The organism is Kribbella sp. NPDC049174 (assembly GCF_043197365.1).
Taxonomy (GTDB): Bacteria; Actinomycetota; Actinomycetes; order Propionibacteriales; family Kribbellaceae; genus Kribbella.
In genome coordinates this window covers 304,876-327,386 of the sequence record NZ_JBICSZ010000005.1, presented here as the reverse complement: position 1 = coordinate 327,386, position 22,511 = coordinate 304,876, and the positions used below count along the sequence as shown (strand labels likewise).

Annotated in this window: 24 protein-coding genes; 14 read left to right on the top strand and 10 right to left on the bottom strand. The window is 68.1% G+C overall.

Features of this window, described 5'->3' with window-relative positions; all coding sequences use genetic code 11:
- The first annotated feature begins 369 nt into the window (after window positions 1-369).
- Both ACGFIF_RS26595 and ACGFIF_RS26590 read left to right on the top strand, forming a co-directional pair.
- Window positions 370-528 (top strand): DUF5679 domain-containing protein, encoded by a 159-nt coding sequence (locus ACGFIF_RS26595; protein ID WP_012922897.1) that lies wholly within the window; start codon window positions 370-372, stop codon window positions 526-528.
- Window positions 529-702: 174 nt separating this feature from the next.
- Window positions 703-2,016, top strand: a complete 1,314-nt coding sequence (locus ACGFIF_RS26590) for an ABC1 kinase family protein (RefSeq protein WP_393158122.1) — start codon at window positions 703-705, stop codon at window positions 2,014-2,016.
- On the opposite strand, the gene ACGFIF_RS26585 is transcribed toward ACGFIF_RS26590, so the two are convergent.
- The 6 genes from ACGFIF_RS26585 to ACGFIF_RS26560 all read right to left on the bottom strand — a co-directional run bounded on the left by ACGFIF_RS26585 (window position 1,993) and on the right by ACGFIF_RS26560 (window position 7,347).
- Window positions 1,993-3,489 carry an MFS transporter gene (locus ACGFIF_RS26585; RefSeq protein WP_393158121.1) on the bottom strand — a complete coding sequence of 499 codons (1,497 nt, stop codon included), beginning with the start codon at window positions 3,487-3,489 and terminating at the stop codon, window positions 1,993-1,995. The genes ACGFIF_RS26590 and ACGFIF_RS26585 overlap by 24 nt on opposite strands.
- 85 nt (window positions 3,490-3,574) lie before the next feature.
- A complete protein-coding gene (locus ACGFIF_RS26580) occupies window positions 3,575-3,748 on the bottom strand; it encodes a hypothetical protein (protein ID WP_393158119.1) in 174 nt (57 codons plus the stop codon).
- Window positions 3,749-3,975: 227 nt separating this feature from the next.
- A complete protein-coding gene (locus ACGFIF_RS26575) occupies window positions 3,976-4,161 on the bottom strand; it encodes a hypothetical protein (RefSeq protein ID WP_393158117.1) in 186 nt (61 codons plus the stop codon).
- A 64-nt stretch (window positions 4,162-4,225) separates the two neighbouring features.
- Window positions 4,226-4,513 carry a WhiB family transcriptional regulator gene (locus tag ACGFIF_RS26570; protein WP_132151798.1) on the bottom strand — a complete coding sequence of 96 codons (288 nt, stop codon included), beginning with the start codon at window positions 4,511-4,513 and terminating at the stop codon, window positions 4,226-4,228.
- A 151-nt stretch (window positions 4,514-4,664) separates the two neighbouring features.
- Entirely contained in the window at window positions 4,665-4,862 is a 198-nt protein-coding gene (locus tag ACGFIF_RS26565; protein WP_393158116.1) for a hypothetical protein, read from the bottom strand.
- A gap of 373 nt (window positions 4,863-5,235) precedes the next feature.
- On the bottom strand, window positions 5,236-7,347 hold the full coding sequence (locus tag ACGFIF_RS26560) for an ATP-dependent DNA helicase UvrD2 (RefSeq protein ID WP_393158114.1): 2,112 nt from the start codon (window positions 7,345-7,347) through the stop codon (window positions 5,236-5,238).
- Between the two features lie 100 nt (window positions 7,348-7,447).
- On the opposite strand from ACGFIF_RS26560, the gene ACGFIF_RS26555 reads away from it, so the two are divergent.
- Together ACGFIF_RS26555 and ACGFIF_RS26550 are read left to right on the top strand one after the other, a co-directional pair.
- A complete protein-coding gene (locus ACGFIF_RS26555) occupies window positions 7,448-7,687 on the top strand; it encodes a mycoredoxin (protein ID WP_167207319.1) in 240 nt (79 codons plus the stop codon).
- Between the two features lie 133 nt (window positions 7,688-7,820).
- Window positions 7,821-10,193, top strand: a complete 2,373-nt coding sequence (locus tag ACGFIF_RS26550) for a hypothetical protein (RefSeq protein WP_393158113.1) — start codon at window positions 7,821-7,823, stop codon at window positions 10,191-10,193.
- Here ACGFIF_RS26550 and nudC read toward each other — a convergent pair whose 3' ends face one another.
- The gene (nudC, locus tag ACGFIF_RS26545; protein ID WP_393158112.1) at window positions 10,194-11,117 is read right to left on the bottom strand and encodes an NAD(+) diphosphatase; all 924 of its coding nucleotides are present in this window, start codon (window positions 11,115-11,117) and stop codon (window positions 10,194-10,196) included. It lies immediately after the preceding gene.
- 39 nt (window positions 11,118-11,156) lie between these two features.
- On the opposite strand from nudC, the gene deoD reads away from it, so the two are divergent.
- Together deoD and ACGFIF_RS26535 are read left to right on the top strand one after the other, a co-directional pair.
- Window positions 11,157-11,870 carry a purine-nucleoside phosphorylase gene (gene deoD / locus ACGFIF_RS26540; protein WP_393158110.1) on the top strand — a complete coding sequence of 238 codons (714 nt, stop codon included), beginning with the start codon at window positions 11,157-11,159 and terminating at the stop codon, window positions 11,868-11,870.
- Window positions 11,871-11,998: 128 nt separating this feature from the next.
- Window positions 11,999-12,379: a hypothetical protein gene (locus tag ACGFIF_RS26535; protein ID WP_393158109.1), complete on the top strand. Its 381-nt coding sequence runs from the start codon at window positions 11,999-12,001 to the stop codon at window positions 12,377-12,379.
- A gap of 10 nt (window positions 12,380-12,389) precedes the next feature.
- On the opposite strand, the gene ACGFIF_RS26530 is transcribed toward ACGFIF_RS26535, so the two are convergent.
- On the bottom strand, window positions 12,390-13,088 hold the full coding sequence (locus ACGFIF_RS26530) for a TetR/AcrR family transcriptional regulator (protein WP_393158107.1): 699 nt from the start codon (window positions 13,086-13,088) through the stop codon (window positions 12,390-12,392).
- 171 nt (window positions 13,089-13,259) lie between these two features.
- Here ACGFIF_RS26530 and ACGFIF_RS26525 point away from each other — a divergent pair, with 171 nt between their 5' ends.
- The 3 genes from ACGFIF_RS26525 to ACGFIF_RS26515 are packed head-to-tail and all read left to right on the top strand — an operon-like array spanning window position 13,260 to window position 16,782.
- Window positions 13,260-14,066: an SDR family NAD(P)-dependent oxidoreductase gene (locus ACGFIF_RS26525; protein WP_393158105.1), complete on the top strand. Its 807-nt coding sequence runs from the start codon at window positions 13,260-13,262 to the stop codon at window positions 14,064-14,066.
- A gap of 6 nt (window positions 14,067-14,072) precedes the next feature.
- On the top strand, window positions 14,073-15,197 hold the full coding sequence (locus ACGFIF_RS26520) for a DUF5938 domain-containing protein (protein WP_393158104.1): 1,125 nt from the start codon (window positions 14,073-14,075) through the stop codon (window positions 15,195-15,197).
- Window positions 15,198-15,207: 10 nt separating this feature from the next.
- Window positions 15,208-16,782 carry a long-chain fatty acid--CoA ligase gene (locus tag ACGFIF_RS26515; protein ID WP_393158102.1) on the top strand — a complete coding sequence of 525 codons (1,575 nt, stop codon included), beginning with the start codon at window positions 15,208-15,210 and terminating at the stop codon, window positions 16,780-16,782.
- Here ACGFIF_RS26515 and ACGFIF_RS26510 read toward each other — a convergent pair.
- A complete protein-coding gene (locus tag ACGFIF_RS26510; RefSeq protein WP_393158101.1) occupies window positions 16,768-17,445 on the bottom strand; it encodes a GPP34 family phosphoprotein in 678 nt (225 codons plus the stop codon). The two genes, ACGFIF_RS26515 and ACGFIF_RS26510, sit on opposite strands and share 15 nt — an antisense overlap.
- 175 nt (window positions 17,446-17,620) lie before the next feature.
- Here ACGFIF_RS26510 and ACGFIF_RS26505 point away from each other — a divergent pair, with 175 nt between their 5' ends.
- A complete protein-coding gene (locus ACGFIF_RS26505; protein WP_393158100.1) occupies window positions 17,621-18,208 on the top strand; it encodes a GNAT family N-acetyltransferase in 588 nt (195 codons plus the stop codon).
- Between the two features lie 3 nt (window positions 18,209-18,211).
- On the top strand, window positions 18,212-19,963 hold the full coding sequence (locus ACGFIF_RS26500; RefSeq protein ID WP_393158099.1) for an IucA/IucC family protein: 1,752 nt from the start codon (window positions 18,212-18,214) through the stop codon (window positions 19,961-19,963).
- Here ACGFIF_RS26500 and ACGFIF_RS26495 read toward each other — a convergent pair.
- A complete protein-coding gene (locus ACGFIF_RS26495) occupies window positions 19,944-20,528 on the bottom strand; it encodes a TetR/AcrR family transcriptional regulator (RefSeq protein WP_393158098.1) in 585 nt (194 codons plus the stop codon). The two genes, ACGFIF_RS26500 and ACGFIF_RS26495, sit on opposite strands and share 20 nt — an antisense overlap.
- A gap of 60 nt (window positions 20,529-20,588) precedes the next feature.
- Between ACGFIF_RS26495 and ACGFIF_RS26490 the strand changes: the two genes are divergently transcribed.
- From ACGFIF_RS26490 to ACGFIF_RS26480, 3 genes are all read left to right on the top strand, one after another.
- Window positions 20,589-21,254: a DsbA family protein gene (locus tag ACGFIF_RS26490; RefSeq protein WP_393158096.1), complete on the top strand. Its 666-nt coding sequence runs from the start codon at window positions 20,589-20,591 to the stop codon at window positions 21,252-21,254.
- Window positions 21,251-21,817: a Uma2 family endonuclease gene (locus ACGFIF_RS26485; protein WP_393158094.1), complete on the top strand. Its 567-nt coding sequence runs from the start codon at window positions 21,251-21,253 to the stop codon at window positions 21,815-21,817. The genes ACGFIF_RS26490 and ACGFIF_RS26485 overlap by 4 nt, the downstream gene beginning before the upstream one ends.
- A gap of 133 nt (window positions 21,818-21,950) precedes the next feature.
- Complete coding sequence (locus tag ACGFIF_RS26480; protein WP_393158092.1) at window positions 21,951-22,499, top strand: Uma2 family endonuclease; 549 nt, start codon at window positions 21,951-21,953, stop codon at window positions 22,497-22,499.
- Window positions 22,500-22,511: the final 12 nt, after the last annotated feature.

Below are 22,511 nucleotides of genomic sequence, written 5' to 3'. Positions count from 1 at the left end.
CCACAGGTTGCACACAGGGTTATCCACAGGGGTGGACAACGGGCCCTTGCCTGCACCGCCCACGCCTCCTAGCGTCGACGTCAGCAGGCTCCCGGATCGCCTCCGGGGCCGTTCGGAGGGGAAGCCGAGCGGTTCCGAAGGCGGACACCCGGGAGCCTGCTCTGTGCTGCCGGAGGGTCCGGAAAGGGCTTTCCTCTGGGAGACCAAGCGGCGCGCGGGCCGGGAGGTGCGCTTGAGCGTGCGCCTGGCTGCCGTAGGGTGAATCCCGACTGGGCCGAACGGCCTACGGCAGGACGGTCTGCCGTTAGCATCCACGACGGCCTGGGGCGAGAACCCGGGCTGGTATTCAGAAGCAAGGAGAGGGCCCTCATGGCAGAGACCTGGAGCGGCGAGTTCTACTGCGTCAAGTGCAAGGCCAAGCGCACCGCCGACGGCGAGGTCAAGGTCAACGACAAGGGCACGCGCATGGCCAAGGCCAAGTGCCCCGAGTGCGGTACGAACCTGAACCGGATCCTCGGCAAGGCCTGACGCACCAAGTCGTGGGGCGGTGGTGGACCCGGTGGGTCCGTCACCGCCCTTCGTCGTTCCGCACCGCCCGTGCGCCGGCCTGACGCGCCGCGCCGGCAGCCCACCGCCGTACCCGGGAAGACATGCGGGTGACCCGGCCGGGCCCCCGCTTGGGCGACCCGACAGAATGGGAGGGTGTCGGACCTTCCCCGCAAAGCGCTGAGCCGGACCGCGAAGCTCGCCAGCCTGCCGCTCGGTGCCGCCGGCCGGGCGACGGTCGGGCTCGGCAAGCGGATCGGCGGAGCGCCGGCCGAGACCGTGATGGCGGAGTTCCAGCGCCGGACCGCCGACCAGTTGTTCGCCGTCCTGGGTGAGCTCAAGGGCGGCGCGATGAAGTTCGGGCAGATGCTCAGCCTGATGGAGTCGGCGATGCCGGAGGAGCTCGCGGCGCCGTACCGGGCGACCCTGACCAAGCTGCAGGACTCCGCCCCACCGATGCCGGCCTCGACCGTGCACACGATCCTGAACCGTGAGCTGGGCAAGCGCTGGCGGGACCGGTTCGAGGAGTTCGACGACCTGCCCGCGGCCGCCGCGTCGATCGGCCAGGTGCACCGCGGCACGCTCAAGGACGGCCGCGAGGTCGCGGTCAAGCTGCAGTACCCGGGCGCCGCCGAAGCGCTCCGTGCGGACCTGCGCCAGCTCGGCCGGTTCGCCCGCACCTTCGGCACGCTGGTCCCCGGGCTCGACATGAAGCCGCTGGTCGCCGAGTTGCAGGAGCGGATCGGCGAGGAGCTCGACTACGACCGCGAGGCGCAGGCGCAGCAGCAGTACGCCGACGCCTTCAAGGACCACGAGGAGTTCGTCGTCCCCCGGGTCATCAAGCACTCCCCGAGCGTCATCGTGTCGGAGTGGATCGAGGGCCGGCCGCTGTCGTCGGTCATCACCGACGGCACCAAGCAGGAGCGAGACGAGATCGGGCTGAAGTACGTCCGGTTCATGTTCAGCGGGCCCAAGCTGGCCGGTCTGCTGCACTCCGACCCGCATCCGGGGAACTTCCGGGTGATGCCGGACGGACGCCTCGGCGTGGTCGACTTCGGGCTCTGCGCCCGGCTGCCGGACGGGTTGCCACCCGCGATCGGCCGGCTGCTGACGATCTCGCTCCAGGGCGACGGGATCGCGGTCCGCGACGGACTCCGGGCCGAGGGGTTCATCAAGCCGCGGATGGAGATCGATCCGGAGCAACTGATGGACTACCTGGCGCCGTTCGCGGAGCCGGCCCGGGCCGAGATGTTCCAGTTCAGCCGCGCCTGGATGCGGGCCCAGGCGAACCGGACCAGTGACTTCCGCTCGCCCAGCGCGTCGCTGGCGTTCAAGCTCAACCTGCCGCCGTCGTACCTGCTGATCCACCGGGTCTGGATCGGCGGCGTCGCCGTACTGTCCCAGCTGGAGGCCGAGGCGCCGTTCAGCTCGGTCCTGGACGAGTTCCTACCGGGCTTCACTCGAGTCTGAGCCCACGCCTGACCCCAGGGCCGGCTCAGAGCGGAGCGTGCGGGCCAGCAGCACGCTGATGACCGTCAGAGCGGCCGCTGTGATCCCCGCAGCCACGTGCAGCCCGTCGGTGAAGGCGTCGCGCGCCGCGTCCAGTACGGCGGCCGGCACCCCGCCGCCGACGGCCTCACCCAGTGAACTGCCGCCCTGCCCGTCCATCTGGCTGCGGTACACCGCGGTGACCACACTGCCCAGTACGGCGATGCCCAGTGCGTACCCGAACTCGTTACTCGTCTGAGTCAGCGCACCGGCCGCACCAGCCTTCTCCGGCGGCACCGAGCCGATCACCAGGTTGGTGCCCAGTGTCACCAGCGGAGCAGCACCCACGCACTCCACCGCGAAGGCGACCACCAGTACGGCGGTAGACGTCGCCTGGGTCATCACAGCCATGCCGACGATCGTGAACGCGATGCCAGCCGGGATCAGCACGCCAGGACGGATCCGGCGGGCCACCCGCGGCGCCAGCTGGAAGGCGACCGTCGAGGTGACCATGCCGGGCACCAGCGCGATACCGGCGGTCAGCGGGGTCATCCCCTGCACCAGCTGGAAGTACTGCGCGACGAAGACCATCACACCGCCCGACAGCATCGAGTACGTCATCATGCTGCCCAACGTCACTGAGAAGGTCAGCCGGGAGAACAGCCGTACGTCGACCAACGGGTCCGCGAGCCGACGCTGCCGCCGTACGAAGACCCCGCCGAACACCGCACCCACGATCAGACCGCCGACGGCCGTCGTACTCACGCCGTGCGAGGCCAGCTGCTTCAGCCCGTGGATCGCCGGCAGGATCGCGGCCAGCGACAGCACCACACTCGGTACGTCGATGCGGCCCGCCTTCTCGTCGCGGTACTCCGGCAGCAGGAACGGCCCGACCGCCAGCAGCACCGCCATCGCCGGTACGCCGATCAGGAACGCCGAGCCCCACCAGAAGTGGTCCAGCAGCACGCCACCGGCGATCGGGCCGACAACCGCACCGACGGTGAAGCAGCCCGCCCACACGCCCAGCGCGGTCGCCCGCTGCCGTGCGTCCGGGAACAGCGTGGAGATCAGCGACAGCGTGCACGGCGCGATCGCCGCGCCCGCGACACCGAGCACCGCCCGGGCGCCGATCAGCATCCCGGGACTGGTCGAGTACGCCGCCACGACCGAAGCCACCCCGAAGACGGCCGCCGAGGCCAGCAGCAGGCGGCGCCGGCCGATCCGGTCACCCAGGTTGCCCATGGTGATCATCAGCCCGGCCACCATGAACCCGTACACGTCCAGGATCCACAGCTGCTGGCTGCCGGTCGCGCCGAGGGCCTCGGTCACCGCCGGCACCGCCAGCAGCATCACGAACAGGTCCAGCGACACCAGCAGCGTGGCGAGTGACAACACGGCCAGCCCGATCCACTGCCGCCGGCTGATGGTTCCGGCCGCGCTCTCGGTGACTGTCATTGGTCCGGTCCTTCCGCTGGAGTACCTGCCTTCACTCCTGCGTCGGACGGATCACCGCCGGATCGACATCCGGTTCAGATGTTTCTCACCAGTAGACGGGGTCCAGCTTCCCCTCGATGGCACGGACGTTCTCCCGGGTGCAGCGGTCGCAGTACAACAGCTTCCGGCCGTTCTCCACCGAGGTCAGCCAGGTCAGCGGCGCCTCTTCGGTCTCCGCCTGCTGACCACACAACGAACAAGTAGCTCTGATCACGCGCATCAGTGTGCACCTCCCCCCGGGCCGTCACCCCCGTGGCCCCGGCCCTCGGCTCCCAGCATGCGCTGGGTCGTCCACGCCGCGGAAGAGGTCTGGTCCAGTCCGCGGGCATGACGAGGGGCGGCCTCCTGATGGCGGCCGCCCCTCGGTGATTCAGCTGGTCAGGCTGTCAGCCCTGCCTGGCCGGTCCTCCCTTGCGGACCGGCCGGGCGGGCCTGGTTTCTGGTGGATCAGACCAGGCGGGCAAGCGCGAGGCGCGCACGTGCGCTGGCCCTCTCCGCTCGCCGGCTGGCCCGCTCGGCCTGCTTCTGCGCACGCTGCATCTGGCGAGCGAGGTAGAAGCGCCGGTTCTGCTCTGCGTCCTCCAGTTTGGAACGACAATGAGCACGGGCGAGATCTTCGTTGAGTAAATGCATCTCAGTTCTCCTGTAACAAGTCTGGGTCGTCATGGTCTTGGAGTCTCGATTCGGGTCGGGTACGTCAGGCCGCGGTTACGGTGTCGCTCTTACGGGGACGCCCACGGGGCCGCTTGCGCGGAACCACCACACCCTGGACGAACAGCTCACCGCCCCACACTCCCCACGGCTCGGAACGCTCGAGCGCTCCGGCCAGGCACTCGGCCTTCAGCGGGCAGGTGGTGCAAAGAGACTTGGCGTACTCGACATCCGCCGGCGATTCGGCGAAGAAGAGTTCTGGCGCGTAGGACCGACAGGGCAGGTCCTGCGACGAGGCCACCTCGGTGAAGACATCGAGGAAGCTCACGCTCATTCCGGTCACCTCCCAGTGACTTTTGGTTGCTGATCTCTTGTCGTCCGTGACGGCCAACGGTTGATGGCCGCCAAATCTGTGCTGACAAACAAAAGGGCCGCGGGACCCTTTTCGGGTTCCGCGGCCTTGGAGGTGCCGGCTCTGACGTCTGTCAGACCGGTGGACTCCATGCTCGAGAACCCGAACCGCCGTACTTCACATCGCCGACAGCTCCGCCCTTGATCTGGGCAGCGCCGGAAGCCATGAGCACAACGGTCGCGCCGTGCAGGCGCGGCGAGGCACCCTGAATCGGGGCGCACGGCAGCGCGGCAACGTCGCTGAACGGCTTCTTGACCGTGTTGATGTTCATTCCAGGGCACCTCCTCTCGTTGTGGCGAAGCGGGCGGTTAGCTCGATCGCTATGGTTGTTTGAAGTTTTCGGCCAGGCTTCGACCGCAGAAAGAACAGTACGCCGTCCCCAGCGGAGCCCGCAAACTATTTAACGCCAGTTCGCGAAGTTGGCCGGAAGTTGCCGCGACGGTGGCCGAAACTGGCTGCCACCACAGTCTTCCAGCACGCTCCGGGACGTCATCCGCACGCTCCGGGATCGTTGCCTCTGTCACCTAAATGCCACGTCTGCCGTCAGCAGAATGCGGCACGTCCTCCACCATGCGCCTCCGCAGGCCTGCCTGGCAACACATTTCTCGGTCCGGCCGCCGAGGCTGCCTGATCGGGCAGGCCGGTCAGCGGATGCAGAGGTTGAGGATGGGCTCCGCGTACTTGGTGATCTTGGTGTGGCCGATGCCCGGGATCCGGCGCAGCGACTGCTCGTCGGTGGGGCGGGTCTCGGCGATCGCGGTCAGGGTGGCGTCGGTGAGGATGACGAAGGCGGGCATGCTCTCGGACGCCGCCTGCTCGGTCCGCCAGGCGACCAGGGCGTCGTACAGCTCCTGGTCGATCGAGGACGGGCAGTCCTCGCAGCGGCCGAGCTTCCGGGCGCCGGGGTCGAGCAGGCCACGGCCACAGACCCGGCACTTGGGGATCGGCCGGCCCGCCCGAGACGAGCGCTCCGACCGCTCGGCTGCCGGCTCCCACGCGGTCGGCCGCGACGCCGTCCGCACATTGAGAGGGTCGAGGAAGCGAGTCGGACCGCGCTGACCGCGCCCGCCCGGGGAGCGTGAGGTCGACCAGCTGACGTGGAGCTGCTGCTTCGCCCGCGTCACGCCGACATAGAACAGCCGCCGCTCTTCCTCCACCTGCGCCGGCGTCTGGGCGTAGCTGATCGGCAGCGTCCCCTCGTGCGCGCCCGCGATGAAGACACAGGCCCACTCCAGGCCCTTGGCCGCGTGCAGCGTCGCCAGCGTGACCCCCTCGGCCAGCGGCGCGTGCTGAATCGACGCCCGCCGATCGAGCTCCGCCATCAGATCGGCCAGCCGAGCCGTCGGGTTGGCCGAAGCGAAGTCCGAGGTCATCGTCACCAGCGCGCTCAGCGACTCCCACCGGTCCCGCACCGCGCCGGTCCCGGCCGGCGCCTCCGGCGTCCACCCGGCCCCACCCAGTACGCCGCTGACCACCTCGACCAGATCGTCCGACACGTCGCCGGCCTTCGCCTGACCACGGAGCAGTACGGCGGCCTGCCGGATCTCGGCCCGTTCGAAGAACCGCTCGGCACCCTTCAGCACGGCCGGGATCTTCCGCTCGGCCAGCGCCTGCTCGTAGTTCTCCGACTGGGCGTTCGTCCGGAACAGTACGGCGATGTCCCGCAGTGGAGTCCCCTCGTCCCGCAGCCGCGCGATCGCCCGCGCCACCGCATCGGCTTCGGCGACCTCATCCGAATACTCCCGGTAGACCGGAGCCGGACCGGCCGGCAGCTGCGACCGCAGCGCCACCCGCCCCGGCAGCCCGGACGGACCGGTCGCGTCGAGGATCTTGTTCGCCACGTCCACGATCTGCGGGGTCGATCGGTAGTCGCGGACCAGCTTGATCACTGTCGCGGACGGATGCCGGGACGCGAAGCGCACCAGGTTCTCCGGCTCGGCGCCGGCCCAGGAGTAGATGGTCTGCGCCGGGTCCCCGACCACACAGACGTCCTCACGCCCGCCGAGCCACAGGTCGAGCAGGCTCTGCTGCAGCGGGCTGACGTCCTGGTACTCGTCCACGACGAACGTCCGGTACTGCCGCCGGATCTCCGCGGCCACCCGCTCGTCCTCCGCGAGCAGCGCGACCGCGCACAGCAGCACGTCCTCCAGATCGATCCGCCCACGCTCCAGCTTCACGTCCTCGTACGCCGCGAAGACGCGCGCGATCGTGGCCGGGTCGAAGGCGGCCAGCGTCCGGCCCGAGCGCGGCGCGAGCTTCGCGTAGTCGTCCGGCCGGACGTTGCTCACCTTGGCCCACTCGACCTCACCGGCCAGGTCGCGCAGCGCGGGCGTGTCCACCCGGACCCGGCACCGCGACGCCGCCTCGGTCAGCAGCGGGAACTTGCGATCCACGATCGGCGGCAGCTCCCCGCCGTACACCTTGGGCCAGAACCACTTCGCCTGCCGCAGGGCGGCCGAGTGGAACGTGCGCGCCTGCACGCCCTCGACGCCGAGCTGGGCGAGCCGGCCGCGCATCTCCCCCGCGGCCCGTTGGGTGAACGTCACCGCGAGGACGCGCAGCGGATCGAACGTCGCGGTGCGGACGCCGTACGCGATCCGGTGGGTGATCGCCCGCGTCTTACCCGTCCCGGCTCCCGCCATCACCACGACCGGACCGTTCAGGGAGGTCGCCACCGCCCGCTGCTCGGGGTCGAGCGCCTCCAAAAGGTCATCCGCGGATGCAGAACGTGTGAGATCGCTCACGGACGGGGACATTGGGGAACAGCACCACCTGCGTCAGGGTTCGGATACGTCGAGAGCAACCCTAGACGGGCCGCCGGACAGAATCCGACCGCCCGGGAGACGGAGTCAGCCGATGGCGGCATTCACGATGTACTCGACCCCCTGGTGCGGCTACTGCCACCGGTTGAAGGGGCAGCTGAAGCGAGCCGGGATCGAGTTCACCGAGGTCGACATCGAGCAGGTCCCGGAGGCCGCGAAGATCGTCGAGAAGGTCAACAACGGCAACCAGACGGTGCCGACGGTGGTCTTCCCGGACGGCACCGCGATGACGAACCCGTCGCTGGCCCAGGTCGCCGAGAAGCTGGCCGCCTGACCCTCACCCCCGCTGACGGCGCCGTGACCTGGACGGGTCCGGCGCCGTTTTCGCGCTCATAGGCCGCAAGTTATGGACATTACGGTCATGACCGTTATACCTTCCTCGGAACAACGCCGCAGGGAGCCCGCCCATGATTCCGCGCCGTCACTTCCGCCACGCCTTGTCCCGCGCCGCCGCCGTCCTGGCCGTCACGCTCGGCCTGCTCGCCACCGGTGGTCTCACCGCCGCGGCGGACCCGGATCCGAAGCGGCCTGATCCGTTCCCCTCCGAGGTCGGTCCGATCAGACCGGACGCCACCCGGATGGGCCCGGCCGCCGAGGATCCGATCCGCGACCTCGGTGCGCCGATCAGTTCGCTCACCGTGATGGAGGGCGCCATCGGCCGCACGCCGGACGGCCGCGACGTCGTGTACGCCGTACCTGCCGGTGAGAACGCCCAGCTCAACGTCGTCGACCTGCACACCCGGCAGTTGATCCACGCCCTGCCACTCGCCGGGGCCGCCGGTGCGTGGGCGATCGTGGTGGCGCCCGACGGCAGCTTGTACGTCGGCACCTACCCCAACGCGCACCTGTACCGCTACGACCCGGGCGCAGGCACCGTCACCGACCTGGGCCAGCCGATCCCCGGTGAGTCCGTCATCTACGGCCTCACCGCGGACCAGAACGGCAACGTGTACGCGGGGACGTATCCGACCGCCCACGCCTTCAAGTACGACCCGTCGAACGGTCAGGTGACCGACTACGGCTCACTCGACCCGGTGCAGCAGTACGCGCGGTCAACCGTGTACGACCCGGATCACAACAAGCTGTTCGTCGGCATCTCCACACCCAACGCGAGGCTGCTCCGCATCGACGTGGAGACGCGTCAAGTCGAGGACATCACTCCACCTGGCACAACCGCCAAGGACTTCATCGACCTCGACTACGCCGGCGGTCGCATCTTCGCCAGCGCCAGTAGCCGACTGGTCGTCGTTGACGCTGTCACCGGTGAGCAGGTCAAGTTCACGGATGCCACTACGGGCACTCAGGTCATGGACTACCCGATCGCGGCACGTGGTGTGTCCGCAGCCGGTCCGGGTGGCGTGTACTTCACCAACAACACACTCGCCCTGACCCACTACGACCTGGACACGAACACCGTCGGCCCGGTGTCACCGCCCCGCACGGTGACCCGTGGCGCATCGATCGGCTACGGCTGGGTCACCGAGAACGGCAGCCAGGTGCTGTACGGCTTGGCGGGCAACTACTCCGGCGGAACGTTCCGGTACAACCCACAGGACGGCACGCTCGCACAGTGGAGCTCACCGTTCCAGTACGTCCCGGTTGCGCTCATGCACGCACTCGCGGACCCCGCGAACGGGAAGGTCTTCGTCAACGCTTACCTCAACGGGTCGACCTCGGTCTACGACCCCGCGACCGGCAAGTCCACCGTCACCACCCGCCAGGGCCAGGTCGAGGACTGGGCCTGGGACAACACCGGCAAGATGTACGTCGGCATCTACCCGTACGGCCGGCTGTCGCTATGGGATCCGAATGCTCCAGCGACCCCGACGAACCCGAAGGAACTCTTCAGCCTCGTCGACAGCCACCACCAGAACCGGCCCGTCTCGGTCAAGCCTGCCGGCAACAGCGTCTACGTCGGCACCACACCGGCGTACGGCGAGTACGGCGGAGCCCTTACGGTGTACGACGTCCCGACCGGCGCCTTCACCGTGTACCGCAACCTGGTGGCCGACCAGACCATCTCCTCATTGCTGCCAGTCGGCGCCGGACTCTGGGCAGGCTCCAGCATCGAGGGCGGTCAAGGTACTGAGCCGACCGCGACCGAGGCCCACCTGATCAAGGTCGACCCGTCGAACGGTGCCGTACTCACCGACGTCGTACCCGTGCCCGGTGCGGCCAGCATCAACGAGCTGATCATCGGACCTGACGGAAACCTGTGGGGCCTGGCGGACGGCATCGTGTTCGTCGCCAACCCGACGACCGGTGCGGTACTGCGGCAGATCCCGGTCTTCAGCGGCCGGACCGGCGCCAACGACGGTGCATTGTCATGGCGGGACGGCTACCTGTACGGCGTGACTGGCGGACGGCTGTTCGTCGTAGACAGCCTCGGGGGCGTGTCGACCATGCTGCGCGACCACGGTCTCAACCGGCTCACGCAGACCCCGGACGGCACGTACTACACGCTGCTGCGACCGGACGGCTGGACGAACCCGACCAACCTGGCCTCGTACACCGCACCGGTTGACCCGTGTCCGCAGTCGGACCTCCGGGCGACAGTGTGGACCGGGAACATCAACAGCCACGTGACGAACCGCCATGTGGAGTACGGCTGCACGCTGACCGACGTGCTCCCGGATGCCAAGGCGGAGTGGCCGAGCCACGCCGCCTACGTCATTGCGGTCGACCGGAAGGTCAGGGAACTGGAGCGAGCCGGCACGGTGGAACGCTGGGAGGGCGCTCTGATCCGCCTCGCCGCCGCCCGCTCCGACGTCGGCCGGTAATCACCAGCTGCCGGTGAGCTCCTCGCCGTACCAGCCTTCGATCAGGCGGCGGGAGATGGAGATGTTGCCGGGGAGGGCCATCGTGCCGGCTTCGACCAGCGCACGAAGGTCCTCCCTGGTGAACCACCGGGCCTCGGCGATCTCGTCGGCGTCCACCTCGATGTCGGTGCTTGCCGCCTTGGCGTAGAAGCCGAGCATCAGGCTGGACGGCAGCGGCCACGGCTGGCTGCCGGCGTACACGACCTCAGGCCCCACGACCACACCGGTCTCCTCGAGGACCTCACGTCGTACGGCGGCCTCCAACGACTCACCCGGCTCGACGAAGCCGGCCAGGGTCGAATAGCGCCCCTCCGGCCAGGCACCGTTGCGGCCGAGCAGTGCGCGGTCCTGGTCGTCGGTGACGAGCACGATGATCGCCGGATCGCTGCGCGGGAAGTGCGACAAGCCGCACTCAGGACACTGCCGCACATGCCCTTCCTCGATCACCACCGTGTGCTCTCCACAGTTGGCGCAGTGCGTGTGTACGCCGTGCCAGTTGGACAGACCGACCACGTGCACCGCCATACCGGCCTCGCGGTCGGTCAGTACGGCGCCCAGCTCGCGCAGCCCGGCGTACGACTCGTCCGCCTCGGTGCTGACCAGTACGGCGAACACCGCGCGGCCGTCAGCCGTCTGACCCGCACCGGACTCACGGTCCACGCCCAGGAAGACCCGTACGCCGTCCGGCGCTTCGGACGGAGGCACCAGCTTCAGTGCGGTGCGCTCGGCGTTCACCTGCAACTTGTCACCGGCGACAACCGCCACCTGGGTGTCTGGGTCACCCCACGCCTTCTCCAGCCACTCCTCGTCACGCCGGCGATCGGCAGCGCGATCCAGCACGGTACGGGACAGAGCTAAGGAACCAGGAGCGATGGAGTAGGCCACATGCCTCAACATATCCCGGCCGCGTGAGAGCATCCCCGCATGAGTATTCACATCGCCGCCGAGAAGGGGCAGATCGCGCCGCGCGTGCTGTTCCCCGGTGACCCACTGCGGGCCAAGTGGATCGCGGAGACCTACCTGTCCGACGTGACCTGCTACACCGAGATCCGGAACATGTTCGGGTTCACCGGCACCTACAAGGGTGAGCGGATCTCCGTCCAGGGCTCGGGCATGGGCCAGGCGTCCGCCTCCATCTACGCGCACGAGCTGTTCGCGGAGTACGACGTACAGACCCTGATCCGGGTCGGTACGTGCGGTGCGCTGACCGAGGCCGTGCGGGTCCGCGACGTCATCGTGGCGATGTCCGCGAGCACCGACTCGCAGATGAACCGGCTGCGCTTCCACGGCATCGACTACGCGCCGACGGCCGACTACCAGCTGCTGCGCGCCGCCGTGGACGCGGCCGAGGCGGGCGGGCTGAACGTGCACGTCGGCCAGGTGTTCTCCGGCGACCTGTTCTACAACGACCGCCCCGACCTGGTGTCGCGGACGGCGGAGTACGGCGTACTGGGGATCGAGATGGAGGCCGCCGCGCTCTACACGCTGGCGGCGAAGTTCGGCCGCCGGGCGCTCGGCATCATGACGGTGTCGGACCACCTGATCACCAAGGAGGAGACGACCGCCGAGGAGCGGCAGACGACGTTCTCCGAGATGATCACCATCGCCCTCGACGCTGCGATCGAGGTGCCGGTCTGAACCGGGTCGCCACCGCCCTGGCCGCCCTGATCCTCCTCACCGCCTGTTCGGGTAACGCTGAGCCGACGGCAACTGAAACAACGTCCGGTCCGGCACCGGCCACACTGCCGGCCATCAATGCCGCGCAGGTGGTCAGTGCGCTCGGCAGCGCCGGCTACAAGTGCACTACGGACGCCGCCTACGCCATCTGTACGTCGGGAGCCGCATCGGTTTGGGTGCTCACCGGATCGCATCCCCGCCCACCGGTGGTGTCGCTGCACGCGGCCGGACCGGTCGCTACCGCGTCGGCCGAGATTGCGAAGGTGCTGCCGAAGACCCTGGAGCTCGCTCACATCAACCAAGGCGCGGAGATCGCTGCCTGGTTCGGCGAGCAGAAGGGCACAGCCCCAGGTCAGGCGACCTTCGGCGACTGGCAAGCCGACTACTCGGCCGAGGTGGACAGCGAGGAGCCCGGCACCCACCTGACCCTCACCGACAAACTCTGCACGGCGAACTGCCAGGCCGAGTAGGCAGGTCCGGCTACGCCGCGATCAGTTTCGGCAGGACTCGGCTGACCCGATCGGCCAGCTGGTCCGGGACCCGATCCGGATCCGCGGCGTAGCCGACCACCGCCTGCTCGAAGAGACCGTCGAGCAACGCGTACGCCGTGGGCGCGTCGACGGTCGGGGTGCCGCCGACCAGATCGGCGTACCGGGTCAGGATGCGCCAGATCATCTGCTCCAGCAGCTGGTCGATCGCGACCACGTCGTCGCGCAACTGCTCCTCGAACATGCTCTGCGCGCGCAGGTCGTACCAGAGCCGGTGCATCGGGGTCTCTTCGACCAGCGTCTGCGTCATCTTGCCCAGGAAACCGACGGCCAGTTCGTCGGCCGAGGCGGCGGTCTCGACCACTTCGTCGTACCGCTGGGCGCACTTCGTCTTGTAGTGCCGCACGCAGTAGCTGATCAGGTCGATCTTGTCGCGGAAGTAGTAGTGCACGACGCCGTGGGTGAACTCGGAGTTGTTCGCGATCTCCCGCAGGCTGGTCCGCGCGTACCCCAGCTCGCCGAGCGTCTTCAGCGCCGACTCCGCCAGTGCGACCCGGCGGCGCTCGACCTTGTCGATCCCCGAGACCCGGGCGGGGCGGGCCGATCCCGAGTCCGGCGCAGAATCCGGCGCAGAATCCGGCGCAGAGTCCGATCCAGGGTCCGATCCAGCGGCGTCCGAGGCCACGCTCATCGCCACTCCCTCTCTCCGGCCGGGTTCGTCGGCGTCAATGTACCCCGCCGCGGACCCGGGCGCTGCCCGCGGCGGGAGATTTCTTGACAACTGTCCAACAAAGTCTTGACGACTGTCAAAGGAATCTCCAGAGTGTGAAGCACAGCGGTCCTTCGAGCAAAGGAGCTTCAGATGGGCGGACTCGACCTCTCCGGCCGGAAGGCACTCGTCACCGGCGGAGCCCAGGGGCTCGGCGAAGGAATGGCGAGAGCACTCGCGGCGGCCGGGGCCAAAGTGGTGATCAGCGACATCCAGAAGGACACCGGCGAGGCGGTCGCCGACGCGCTGGACAGCGAGTACGGCGCCGGCAACGGTTTCGTCGCCCACGACATCACCGACGAGGGCAGCTGGGAGAACGCGGTCGTCGCGGCCAACGACATCCTCGGCGGCCTGGACATCCTGGTGAACAACGCGGGCATCGAGATCACCAGCCTGCTCACCGAGGTCACCGCCGACGACATCCGCAAGATGCTCGACGTCAACGTGCTCGGCACCACGCTCGGGATCAAGTGGGGCCTGCGGACGATGCGGCCGGGCGGACTGGCCGGTCAGGGCGGTGCGATCATCAACGTCGCCTCGGTCGCCGCGACCATCGCGTTCCCCGGGATCGCGGTCTACTCCGCGACCAAGTCGGCGGTCGACCGGCTGACCCGCGTTGCCGCGATGGAGTCCGGCAAACTCGGGTACGGCGTCCGCGTCAACTGCATCTACCCCGGCCTGGTGCCGACCGCGATGGGCGCGGGCCTGGCCAACGACGTCGCCCAGCTCGGACTGTTCGAGTCCCCCGAGGCAGCGGTCGCCGCGGTGATCGGGCTGACCCCGGCCGGCCGGCTCGGCGAGGTCACCGACATGGCCGACGCCGTCGTCTTCCTCGCGTCGGACGAAGCCCGCTTCATCACCGGCATCGGCCTGCCGGTCGATGGCGGAATGGGAATGTGATCGCCCATGACCAACAAACCCGTAGTTGTGTACGGCGCCTCCGGCTACACCGGCCGGCTGGTGTGTGAGTACCTCCGTCAGTACCACGTCCCGTTCGTGGCCGCCGGCCGCAGCGAGGACAAGCTGAAGGAGTCGATGGAGTCCCACGTCGCGGGGATCGAGACCGCCGACTACGAGATCGCGACCGTCGACCACGACGTCTCCACCCTGACCGACCTGTTCAAGGGCGCCTCGGTGGTGCTCAACACGGTCGGCCCGTTCAGCGAGCTCGGCCCGGCCGCTGTGGAGGCCGCACTGGCAGCCGGTGCGCACTACACCGACACCACCGGCGAGCAGGACTGGCTGATCACCTGCGACGAGACGTACGGCGCCAAGTTCGCCGAGGCCGGTCTGTTGCTCGCTCCCGGTATCGCGCAGATGTACACCACTGGCGAGATCGCCGCGCAGCTGTGCCTGGAACAGCCCGGCCTGGACACCCTGGACATCGCGGTGTTCTGGGGCGGCAGTCCGACGATCGCGTCGACCCGCACCATCCTGGTCAACGCGGCCACATCGAAGGCGCACTACCTGGACCAGAACGCGTACGTCGAGTTCCCCGAGCAGGGCCTGGTGCCGCTGGTGGTGCCCGGGCAGCACGAACTGGCGCTGTCACTGCCCTGGGGCGGTACGTCGCATCCGGTCTGGTTCAAGCGCGATCCACGAGTGGCCAACTGCAAGGCGCAGGGCGGCGTCTTCAACGCGGCGCTGATGAACGGCGTACCTCAGATCGTCGCAGGCGCACTCGAAGCCACCAAGGACATGGCTCCGGACGATCGCAACGCGGCGCTGACCGAGACCGCCCGCCAGGTGATGAACCAGATGCCGCCGCGGGAGAACCCGCGCGTCAACAAGTCGCTGGACTCCGTGCACGCCTCCGGTCCACTCGGCCGGGCGCACTGTGTCATCCACGGCAACAGCAACTACCAGCAGACCGGTCTGTTGCAGGCCTATGCGGCGTACTCACTGCTCCAGACCCCACCGAAGCGCGTCGGCTTCGCCAGTGGCTGCCAGGCCTTCGGCCACCGCGAGCTGCTCGGCGTACTGCGCGCATTCGGGCTGGTCTCCGAGCCTCAACTGACTGTGCTGCAGTGAAGGAGTAGCAGTGCGACTGGTCGACTACCTCGACAAGGGCGCCTCGCTCGGTCCGGACGCACCGTGCCTGACCACCGACGGCGAGACGCTCACGTACGCCGAGGTGCAGCAGCTGTCGTACCGGATCGCGGCCGGTCTCGCGGCGGCCGGCGTACGGCCGGGTGGCAAGGTGGCGATCCTGTCGGCGAACGACCCGATCGCGTTCAGCTGCGTGTTCGGGATCAGCCGGGCCGGTGCGGTCTGGTGCCCGATCAACCCGCGCAACGAGGCGGCGGAGAACCGCGAGTTGCTCGACCAGTTCGACTGTGAAGTGCTGATCTACCAGGCGGCGTTCGCGCCCCTGGTGGATCGGATCCGGGTCGCGGTGCCGAAGGTCCACACCTTCGTCTGCCTGGATGCCGATCCAAGCTCCGGCCAGGCCCCCCACCTCAATGGCCGGAGCGTCGGCTGGGACGCGTTCTGCGGGGGCGTGTCCCAGCCGGCACCCGATCTCACCGGTCCCGACGAGCTGGCGTTGATCGTCGGTACCGGTGGGACCACGGGTCGGCCGAAGGGGGTGATGCTCAGCAACGGCAACCTGGAGACGATGACGGCGCTGACCCTGATGGGCTATCCGTTCGGCGAGCGGCCCGTCTACCTCGCGTTGGCGCCGCTGACCCACGCGGCCGGCGTGCTGTGCTTCCCCGTCCTGGCCTCCGGCGGCGAGATCGTCATCATGCGGACCCCGGATGTGCACAGGTTCCTGGAACTGATCCCGCGGCACCGCGTCACGCACACGTTCCTGCCGCCGACCCTGATCTACATGGTGCTCGCGGCCGAGGAACTCGACGGCACCGACCTCTCCTCCCTGCGCTGCTTCTGGTACGGCGCCGCACCGATGTCGGTCGCTCGACTCGAGGAAGCGCTGCAGCGGATCGGCCCGGTGATGGCCCAGCTGTTCGGCCAGACCGAGGCCCCGATGATGATCTCGATCCTGCCGCCGGCCGACCACTTCGATGCCGATGGCAACATTGCGCGCGCTCGGCTGGCGTCGGCCGGCCGACCGTCGCCCCTCGTCACCACCGCGATCATGGCGCCGGACGGATCGTTGCTCCCGCGTGGTGAGCGCGGTGAGATCGTCGTGCGCGGCTCGCTGGTGATGCAGGGGTACTACCGCAACCCCGAGGCCACCGCGGAGGCGTCCCGGCACGGCTGGCACCACACCGGCGACATCGGCTATCTGGACGAGGACAACTACCTGTACATCGTCGACCGGGCGAAGGACATGATCATCACCGGCGGCTTCAACGTGTACTCCACCGAGGTGGAGCAGGCGCTGATGGCGCACCCCGCGGTCCGGGACTGCGCGGTGATCGGGCAGCCCGACGACAAGTGGGGCGAACGGGTGGTCGCCGTCGTCCAGCAACAGCCTGATGCCGAGATCGATCCGGACGAGCTCATCGCCTTCGTCAAGGGTCGGATCGGCAGCGTGAAGGCGCCCAAGGAAGTGCTGGTGTGGCCGGACTTGCCGCGGTCCAAGGTCGGCAAGGTGCTCAAGTCCGACATCAAGGCCCAGCTCGCTGTGGACGTGTCAGCCTCCGGTTGAGGCCGCGGTCGCCGAGACGACGATGGCCGTGGTGACCGCGGCCTGCATCTCGGCGACGGCCTTCTTCACCGCGTCCGCCGCCCAGTCCGACTCGGCGATCTCCTTGGCCCGCTGCTTGAGCGCCTTCTTGTCGACCGCGTCGGTGACGACCTTCGGTACGACGTTCAGCGCGCTCAGCAACGCGATCAGGGCACCGGTCCGCTCGTTCGGCGACGTGCCGACCTTCAGCACACTCTCGAGTGCCAAACGCACGTCCGCCTCGTGCCGCGCGTCCTTGGCCGGCCAGCGGGTCACCGGGAAGATGCCGAGCACCTTGCCCTCGTCCGCCGCCAGCACGCCGCGCTCTGCGAGTCTGGCGAGCAGTTGCTCGCGCAGCTTCTTCGAGAGCCGGCCGATCTGGTCCTTCGGACGCTTGCCGGGCTTGTCGGCCACATAGGCCAGCCGCTCGTCCAGGATCGCGTCACCCGTCGGACTGGCGTCCAGCACCTTCAGACGACCGCGCTTGACCTCCTCACCCTCACCGGCCACGTCCAGCTTCCCGAGCATGGTCAGCTCGATCAGCACGGCTCCGGCCAGCGCATAGTCCAGCCCGGGCGCTCCGGTGATCGGCTTCCCGCTCTCGTCGTCGTACAACAGCAGCAAGAGATCTTCGGCAATCAACATGCCTCCAACCTAGGCAAGCGCCCGTTCGGCGCACATCAGCCGCACGGACTACCTCCGGCATCCGACTTCAGTCGTGGTGCGCGCCGGGATACGGACCCCCTGGTCGTTGCCTTGTGGACTATCTAGTAAGGTAAGCCTTAGCTAACAGGTTCGCCCACCTCGAAAGCAGACCGCCATGACCAGAGCACTGCCCGAGCCGTCCTACCGACGCTTCTTCGCCGGTATCGGCACCCTCAGCCTCCGGCCGTTCGACCTGACCGAGGATGTGACCACCCTGCACAGCTGGGTCACCCAGCCCTACGCGCAGTACTGGGGCCTGCTGAACGCCTCGGTCGAGGACGTGCACGCGGAGTACCTCCGCATCGAGAGAACCGGCTACCACCGCGCCTTCCTCGGCGATCACGACGGCCGGCCGGCGTTCCTGATGGAGCGCTACGAACCGGCGTACGACGCGGTCGGCAAGCTGTACGACGTAGCGCCGGGCGACATCGGCATGCACGTCCTGGTCGCCCCGCCGGAGGTCCGTATCCCGGGCTTCACCGGGGCGATCTTCGAGACGATCCTCGACAGCCTGTTCAGCGACCCGCTGGTCGACCGGATCGTGGTCGAACCGGATGTCCGCAACACCAAGATCCAGGCACTGAACGAGCGGATGGGATTCCGCAAACACAGCGTCGTGGACCTGCCGGACAAGCAGGCCTGGCTGAGTTTCTGCACCCGCGACCAGTACGCCGAGGCGACCCGGATGAACGAGGCAGGCTGATCCATGACGACCGAACATCTCACCCCCGAAGCCTGGGCGGTCGCCAACCGTGCCCTGGTCCGCAAGGCCCTCGCCGAGTTCATCCACGAACGGATCCTCGAGCCGGTTGCCATCGACAACGGTTATGAGCTCCACTCCGGCACCAGCCGCTACACCTTCACCGCCCGGCTGTATCCGCTGAACCACTGGGACGTCGACGCCGACAGCATCCAGCGCGACGGCGACCGGCCGGTTGACGCACTCGACTTCATCACCGAGTTCCACCAGCAGCTCGGCATCGGCGCCGCGATGCTGCCGGTGTACCTCGAGGAGATCAGCAGCACGCTCGCCAGTACGGCGTACAAACTCTCCAAACCCGATCTGACCGCGGCCGACCTGGTCACCGCCGACTTCCAGACGATCGAGTCCGCGATGACCGAGGGCCACCCGTGCTTCGTCGCGAACAACGGGCGGCTCGGCTTCGGCGTCACCGACTACCGCGCCTTCGCCCCGGAGACCGGGCAACCGGTCCGGCTGACCTGGATCGCCGTACGCAAGGACCGGGCCACGATCTCGCACAGCACGACGATCACGTACGACGACCTGCTCCAGACCGAGCTGGGTGACGACGTACTGCGCCGGTTCGCCGCGGAGGTCGTTGCCGTGGGCGCCGATCCGGACGAGTACGTCTACCTGCCGGTGCATCCTTGGCAGTGGGAGAACAAGACCTCGATCACCTTCGCGGCGGATATCGCCCAGCGGCACATCATCCACGTCGGGTCGAGTGACGACGACTACCAGCCGCAGCAGTCGATCCGGACGTTCTTCAACCGGTCGCAGCCGTCGCGCAACTACGTGAAGACGGCGCTGTCCGTGCTGAACATGGGCTTCATGCGCGGGCTCTCCCCGACGTACATGGCCGCGACCCCGGCGATCAACGACTGGGTCTACGGACTGGTCGAGAACGATGTCGTCCTGAAGCGCTACGGCTTCTCGGTCCTGCGGGAGATCGCGGCGGCCGGGTATCACAACCGGTACTACGAGGCCGCCACCGAGAAGACGTCGCCGTACCGGAAGATGCTGTCGGCGTTGTGGCGGGAGAGCCCGGTGCCGACGCTGGAGCCGGGTGAGCGGCTGGCCACGATGGCGAGTTTGCTGCATGTCGACCGGCATGGTTCGTCGCTGGCCGCGGCGCTGATCCGCGAGTCCGGGCTGGCGCCGGCGAACTGGCTGCGGGCGTACATCGATGCCTACCTGATCCCGTTGCTGCACAGCTTCTACGCCTACGAGCTCGTGTACATGCCGCACGGCGAAAACCTGATCCTGGTACTGCGGGACGCCATCCCGATCCGGGTCATCATGAAGGACATCGCCGAGGAGATCGCGGTGATGAGCCCGGCGACGCCGCTGCCGGCCGAGGCAGAGCGGGTCCGGGCCGAGGTGCCGGAAGACGAGAAACTGCTGTGCATCTTCACCGACATCTTCGACTGCATCTTCCGGTTCCTCTCGCCGCTGCTGGATCAAGAGGGGTTGTTGACGCCGGCCGAGTTCTGGTCGGTGGTTGCTTCCTCGGTGCGGGCCTACCAGGCGGCGACGCCGGAGCTGGCCGAGGCGTTCGCGAAGTACGACGTGTTCGCGCCGACGTTCGCGTTGTCGTGCCTGAACCGGCTGCAACTGAAGAACAACCAGCAGATGGTGGACCTGACGGATATCGCCGGGTCGCTGCAGTTCGTCGGATCGCTGGACAACCCGCTCGTCACGGAAGCAACTGACTGACCAGCGTGTCACCCAGCCAGGTCTCGTAGTCCTCGACCGGCCAGTGCCGGTCGAGGACCAGCAGTCGGTAGATCTCGGCCGCCGTACAGGCCAGGAAGAGGTCGAGCGCCCTGGGTTTGAGCTGCCCCTTGAACGACTTCAGGAAGATCTTCAGCTCCTGCTCGCGCGCGTCCCAGACGCGCTGCATCTCCTCGGCCATCCGGGCGTCCGCGCGGGCCGCCTCCTGGTAGATCTGGATCACGTCGATACCGGTCTCGAACTGCCGGGTCTGCCAGTGTGCGGCGCTCCGGAGCCGCTCGGCCGGGTCTTCCAGCTGGAGAGATTCCTGGGCCAGCCGGCGGGTGTCCGCCTCGGCGATCCAGATCCGGGCGATCTCGCGCAGGATCGCCGGCTTGTTCCCGAACGCCGAGTAGATCGTCTGCGCCGGGATCTCGGCCGCCGCGGAGATCGCGGCGATCGTGGTGGCGACGTACCCCTGCTCGGCGAACAGGCCGCGTGCCGCGCGGGCGACCTGTTCCTTGGTCGCGCGGGCCTGGCGTTCGCGATGGGACTCCTTGACAGCCACGAGGGGAATCTAGCACTCTGTTCATCATAGTCTTACTCTGATAAACAGATGGGGGATCTGATGAAATCGCTCGACCTGTACGCCGATTCGGCCTGCCCGTGGAGCTGGCTGGCCGTCCGCTGGCTCACGTCCGTGGCACCACACCGGGATGTGCAGCTGAACTTCCGCTCCCACAGCCTCTGGCTGAGCGATGGTTCCGATGTGCCCGAGTTCATCCGCGCCGTGGCCGTTGCCACCAGCAAGGAGTCCGTGCGGGTGATGCGGGTCTTCGAGGCCCTGCGGGATGCGGGCCGCACGGACGCGATCGAGCGGCTGTATCTCGAGTGGGGCTCGCGGGTGTTCGTCCCCGGTCCACCTGAGGCGCCTGGCCCCGCCGTCCTGGAGGAGGCGCTTGCGGCCGCCGGGTTGGACGGGTCCTGGCTCGCCGCCGCCGACGACTCGCGGTGGGACGCAGCGATCTCGGACTCCAGCGCTGCGTTGGCGGCTCTCGCTTCGGGTACGCCGCTCGTCCCCACGCTGTCCGATGGCCGACGGGCCCTGTTCCGTGGCGCCGTCGTGTCCGCGCCGCTGTCGTTGGACGACGGATTGGAAGTCTGGGACGCATTGGAGATCCTGACCGCGGAACCATCCTTCGTCGGTCTCTCCACCACTCCCCTGCCGATACCGGCCTTCGCTGTGGATAACTCCCGCGGCGATTCCGAGAGTTCAGCCAAGCTGGTGAGGTGACCACCGAACACGTTGTCGAGCAGCAGACACAAGCACACCCGGGAGGTGCTCGGCAGGCTCTGCACCGCGAGGCTGTCTCGCGGGACGGGCGGCGCTACGAGTTCGTGGACGGGCGGTTGCTGGTCACAGGTGCCCAACCGCCCGCCCACCACGCCGCGGTCATCGCCCTGATGATCCACCTCAAACAAGCCTGCCCACCTGACCTCCTGGTCGCCGTGAGCTCCGTCGACTTCCGCCCCACCCGAACCATCTCCCTCCGCCCCGACCTCCTGGTCTGCCGCCGATCAGACGCCGGCCCCCACCTCCTCCAAACCCCACCCCTCCTAGCCGTAGAAGTCCTCTCCCCCTCCACCCGAACCACCGACATAGTCCTCAAACGCACCCTCTACGAGTCCCACCAAGTCCCCTCCTACTGGCTCCTGGACCCCACCCACCCCGAACTGACAATCCTCGAACTAACCGACTCCACCTACACCTGCCGCGCAGTACTCCAACCCGAAGAAACCTTCCACGCCACCACCCCGTTCCCGGTCACCCTCACACCGGCGGACCTGACGGGATGAAGGACCGATCCACGGGCAACCCGGGGCAGCCCCGGGCAGATACCGGGGCAACCCAGGGCAGATCGCCGAAATGGCACCAACCACCCGTCGAACACCACCATGCTGGTCCAGTGGCCGAGAAGGAGGCACCATTGTGTCCGTGGAACCTATTGAGACAGGGCCCTATACGCTGGCCTACCTCGAGACTGCGCCTGACGACGGGAGACGGCGCGAACTCATCGACGGCGGTCTGTACGTGACGCCGGCACCCTCGAGGCTCCACCAGCGGGCGGTCGTCGAGCTCAGTTTCAGGCTAAGGCTCGCCTGCCCAGTCGGCCTCGAGGTCCTGGTAGCACCGTTCGACTATCGCCCGACACCTGAGCGTTCACTTCAGCCGGACGTCCTCGTGTGCAGCCCGGACGACCACGACCCGAAGCATGCGACGAAACCTCTGCTCCTCGCGGCCGAGGTGGTTTCACACAGCTCCCGGATGCACGACCTACTCCTGAAGCGTGGCGTGTACGAACAGGCCGGCGTTCGCTCCTACTGGATTCTGGATCCGGACAAGGAGACGCTGACCGTCCTCGAACTGGTCGACGGGGTGTACGTCGAGCGCGACGTGGTCAGCGGAGAGAAGGTCTTCGACGCAACGCTCCCGTTCCCGGTGCAGATCGTCCCGGCCGAGCTACTGCGGAACCGCTGAGACTCCAGGCAC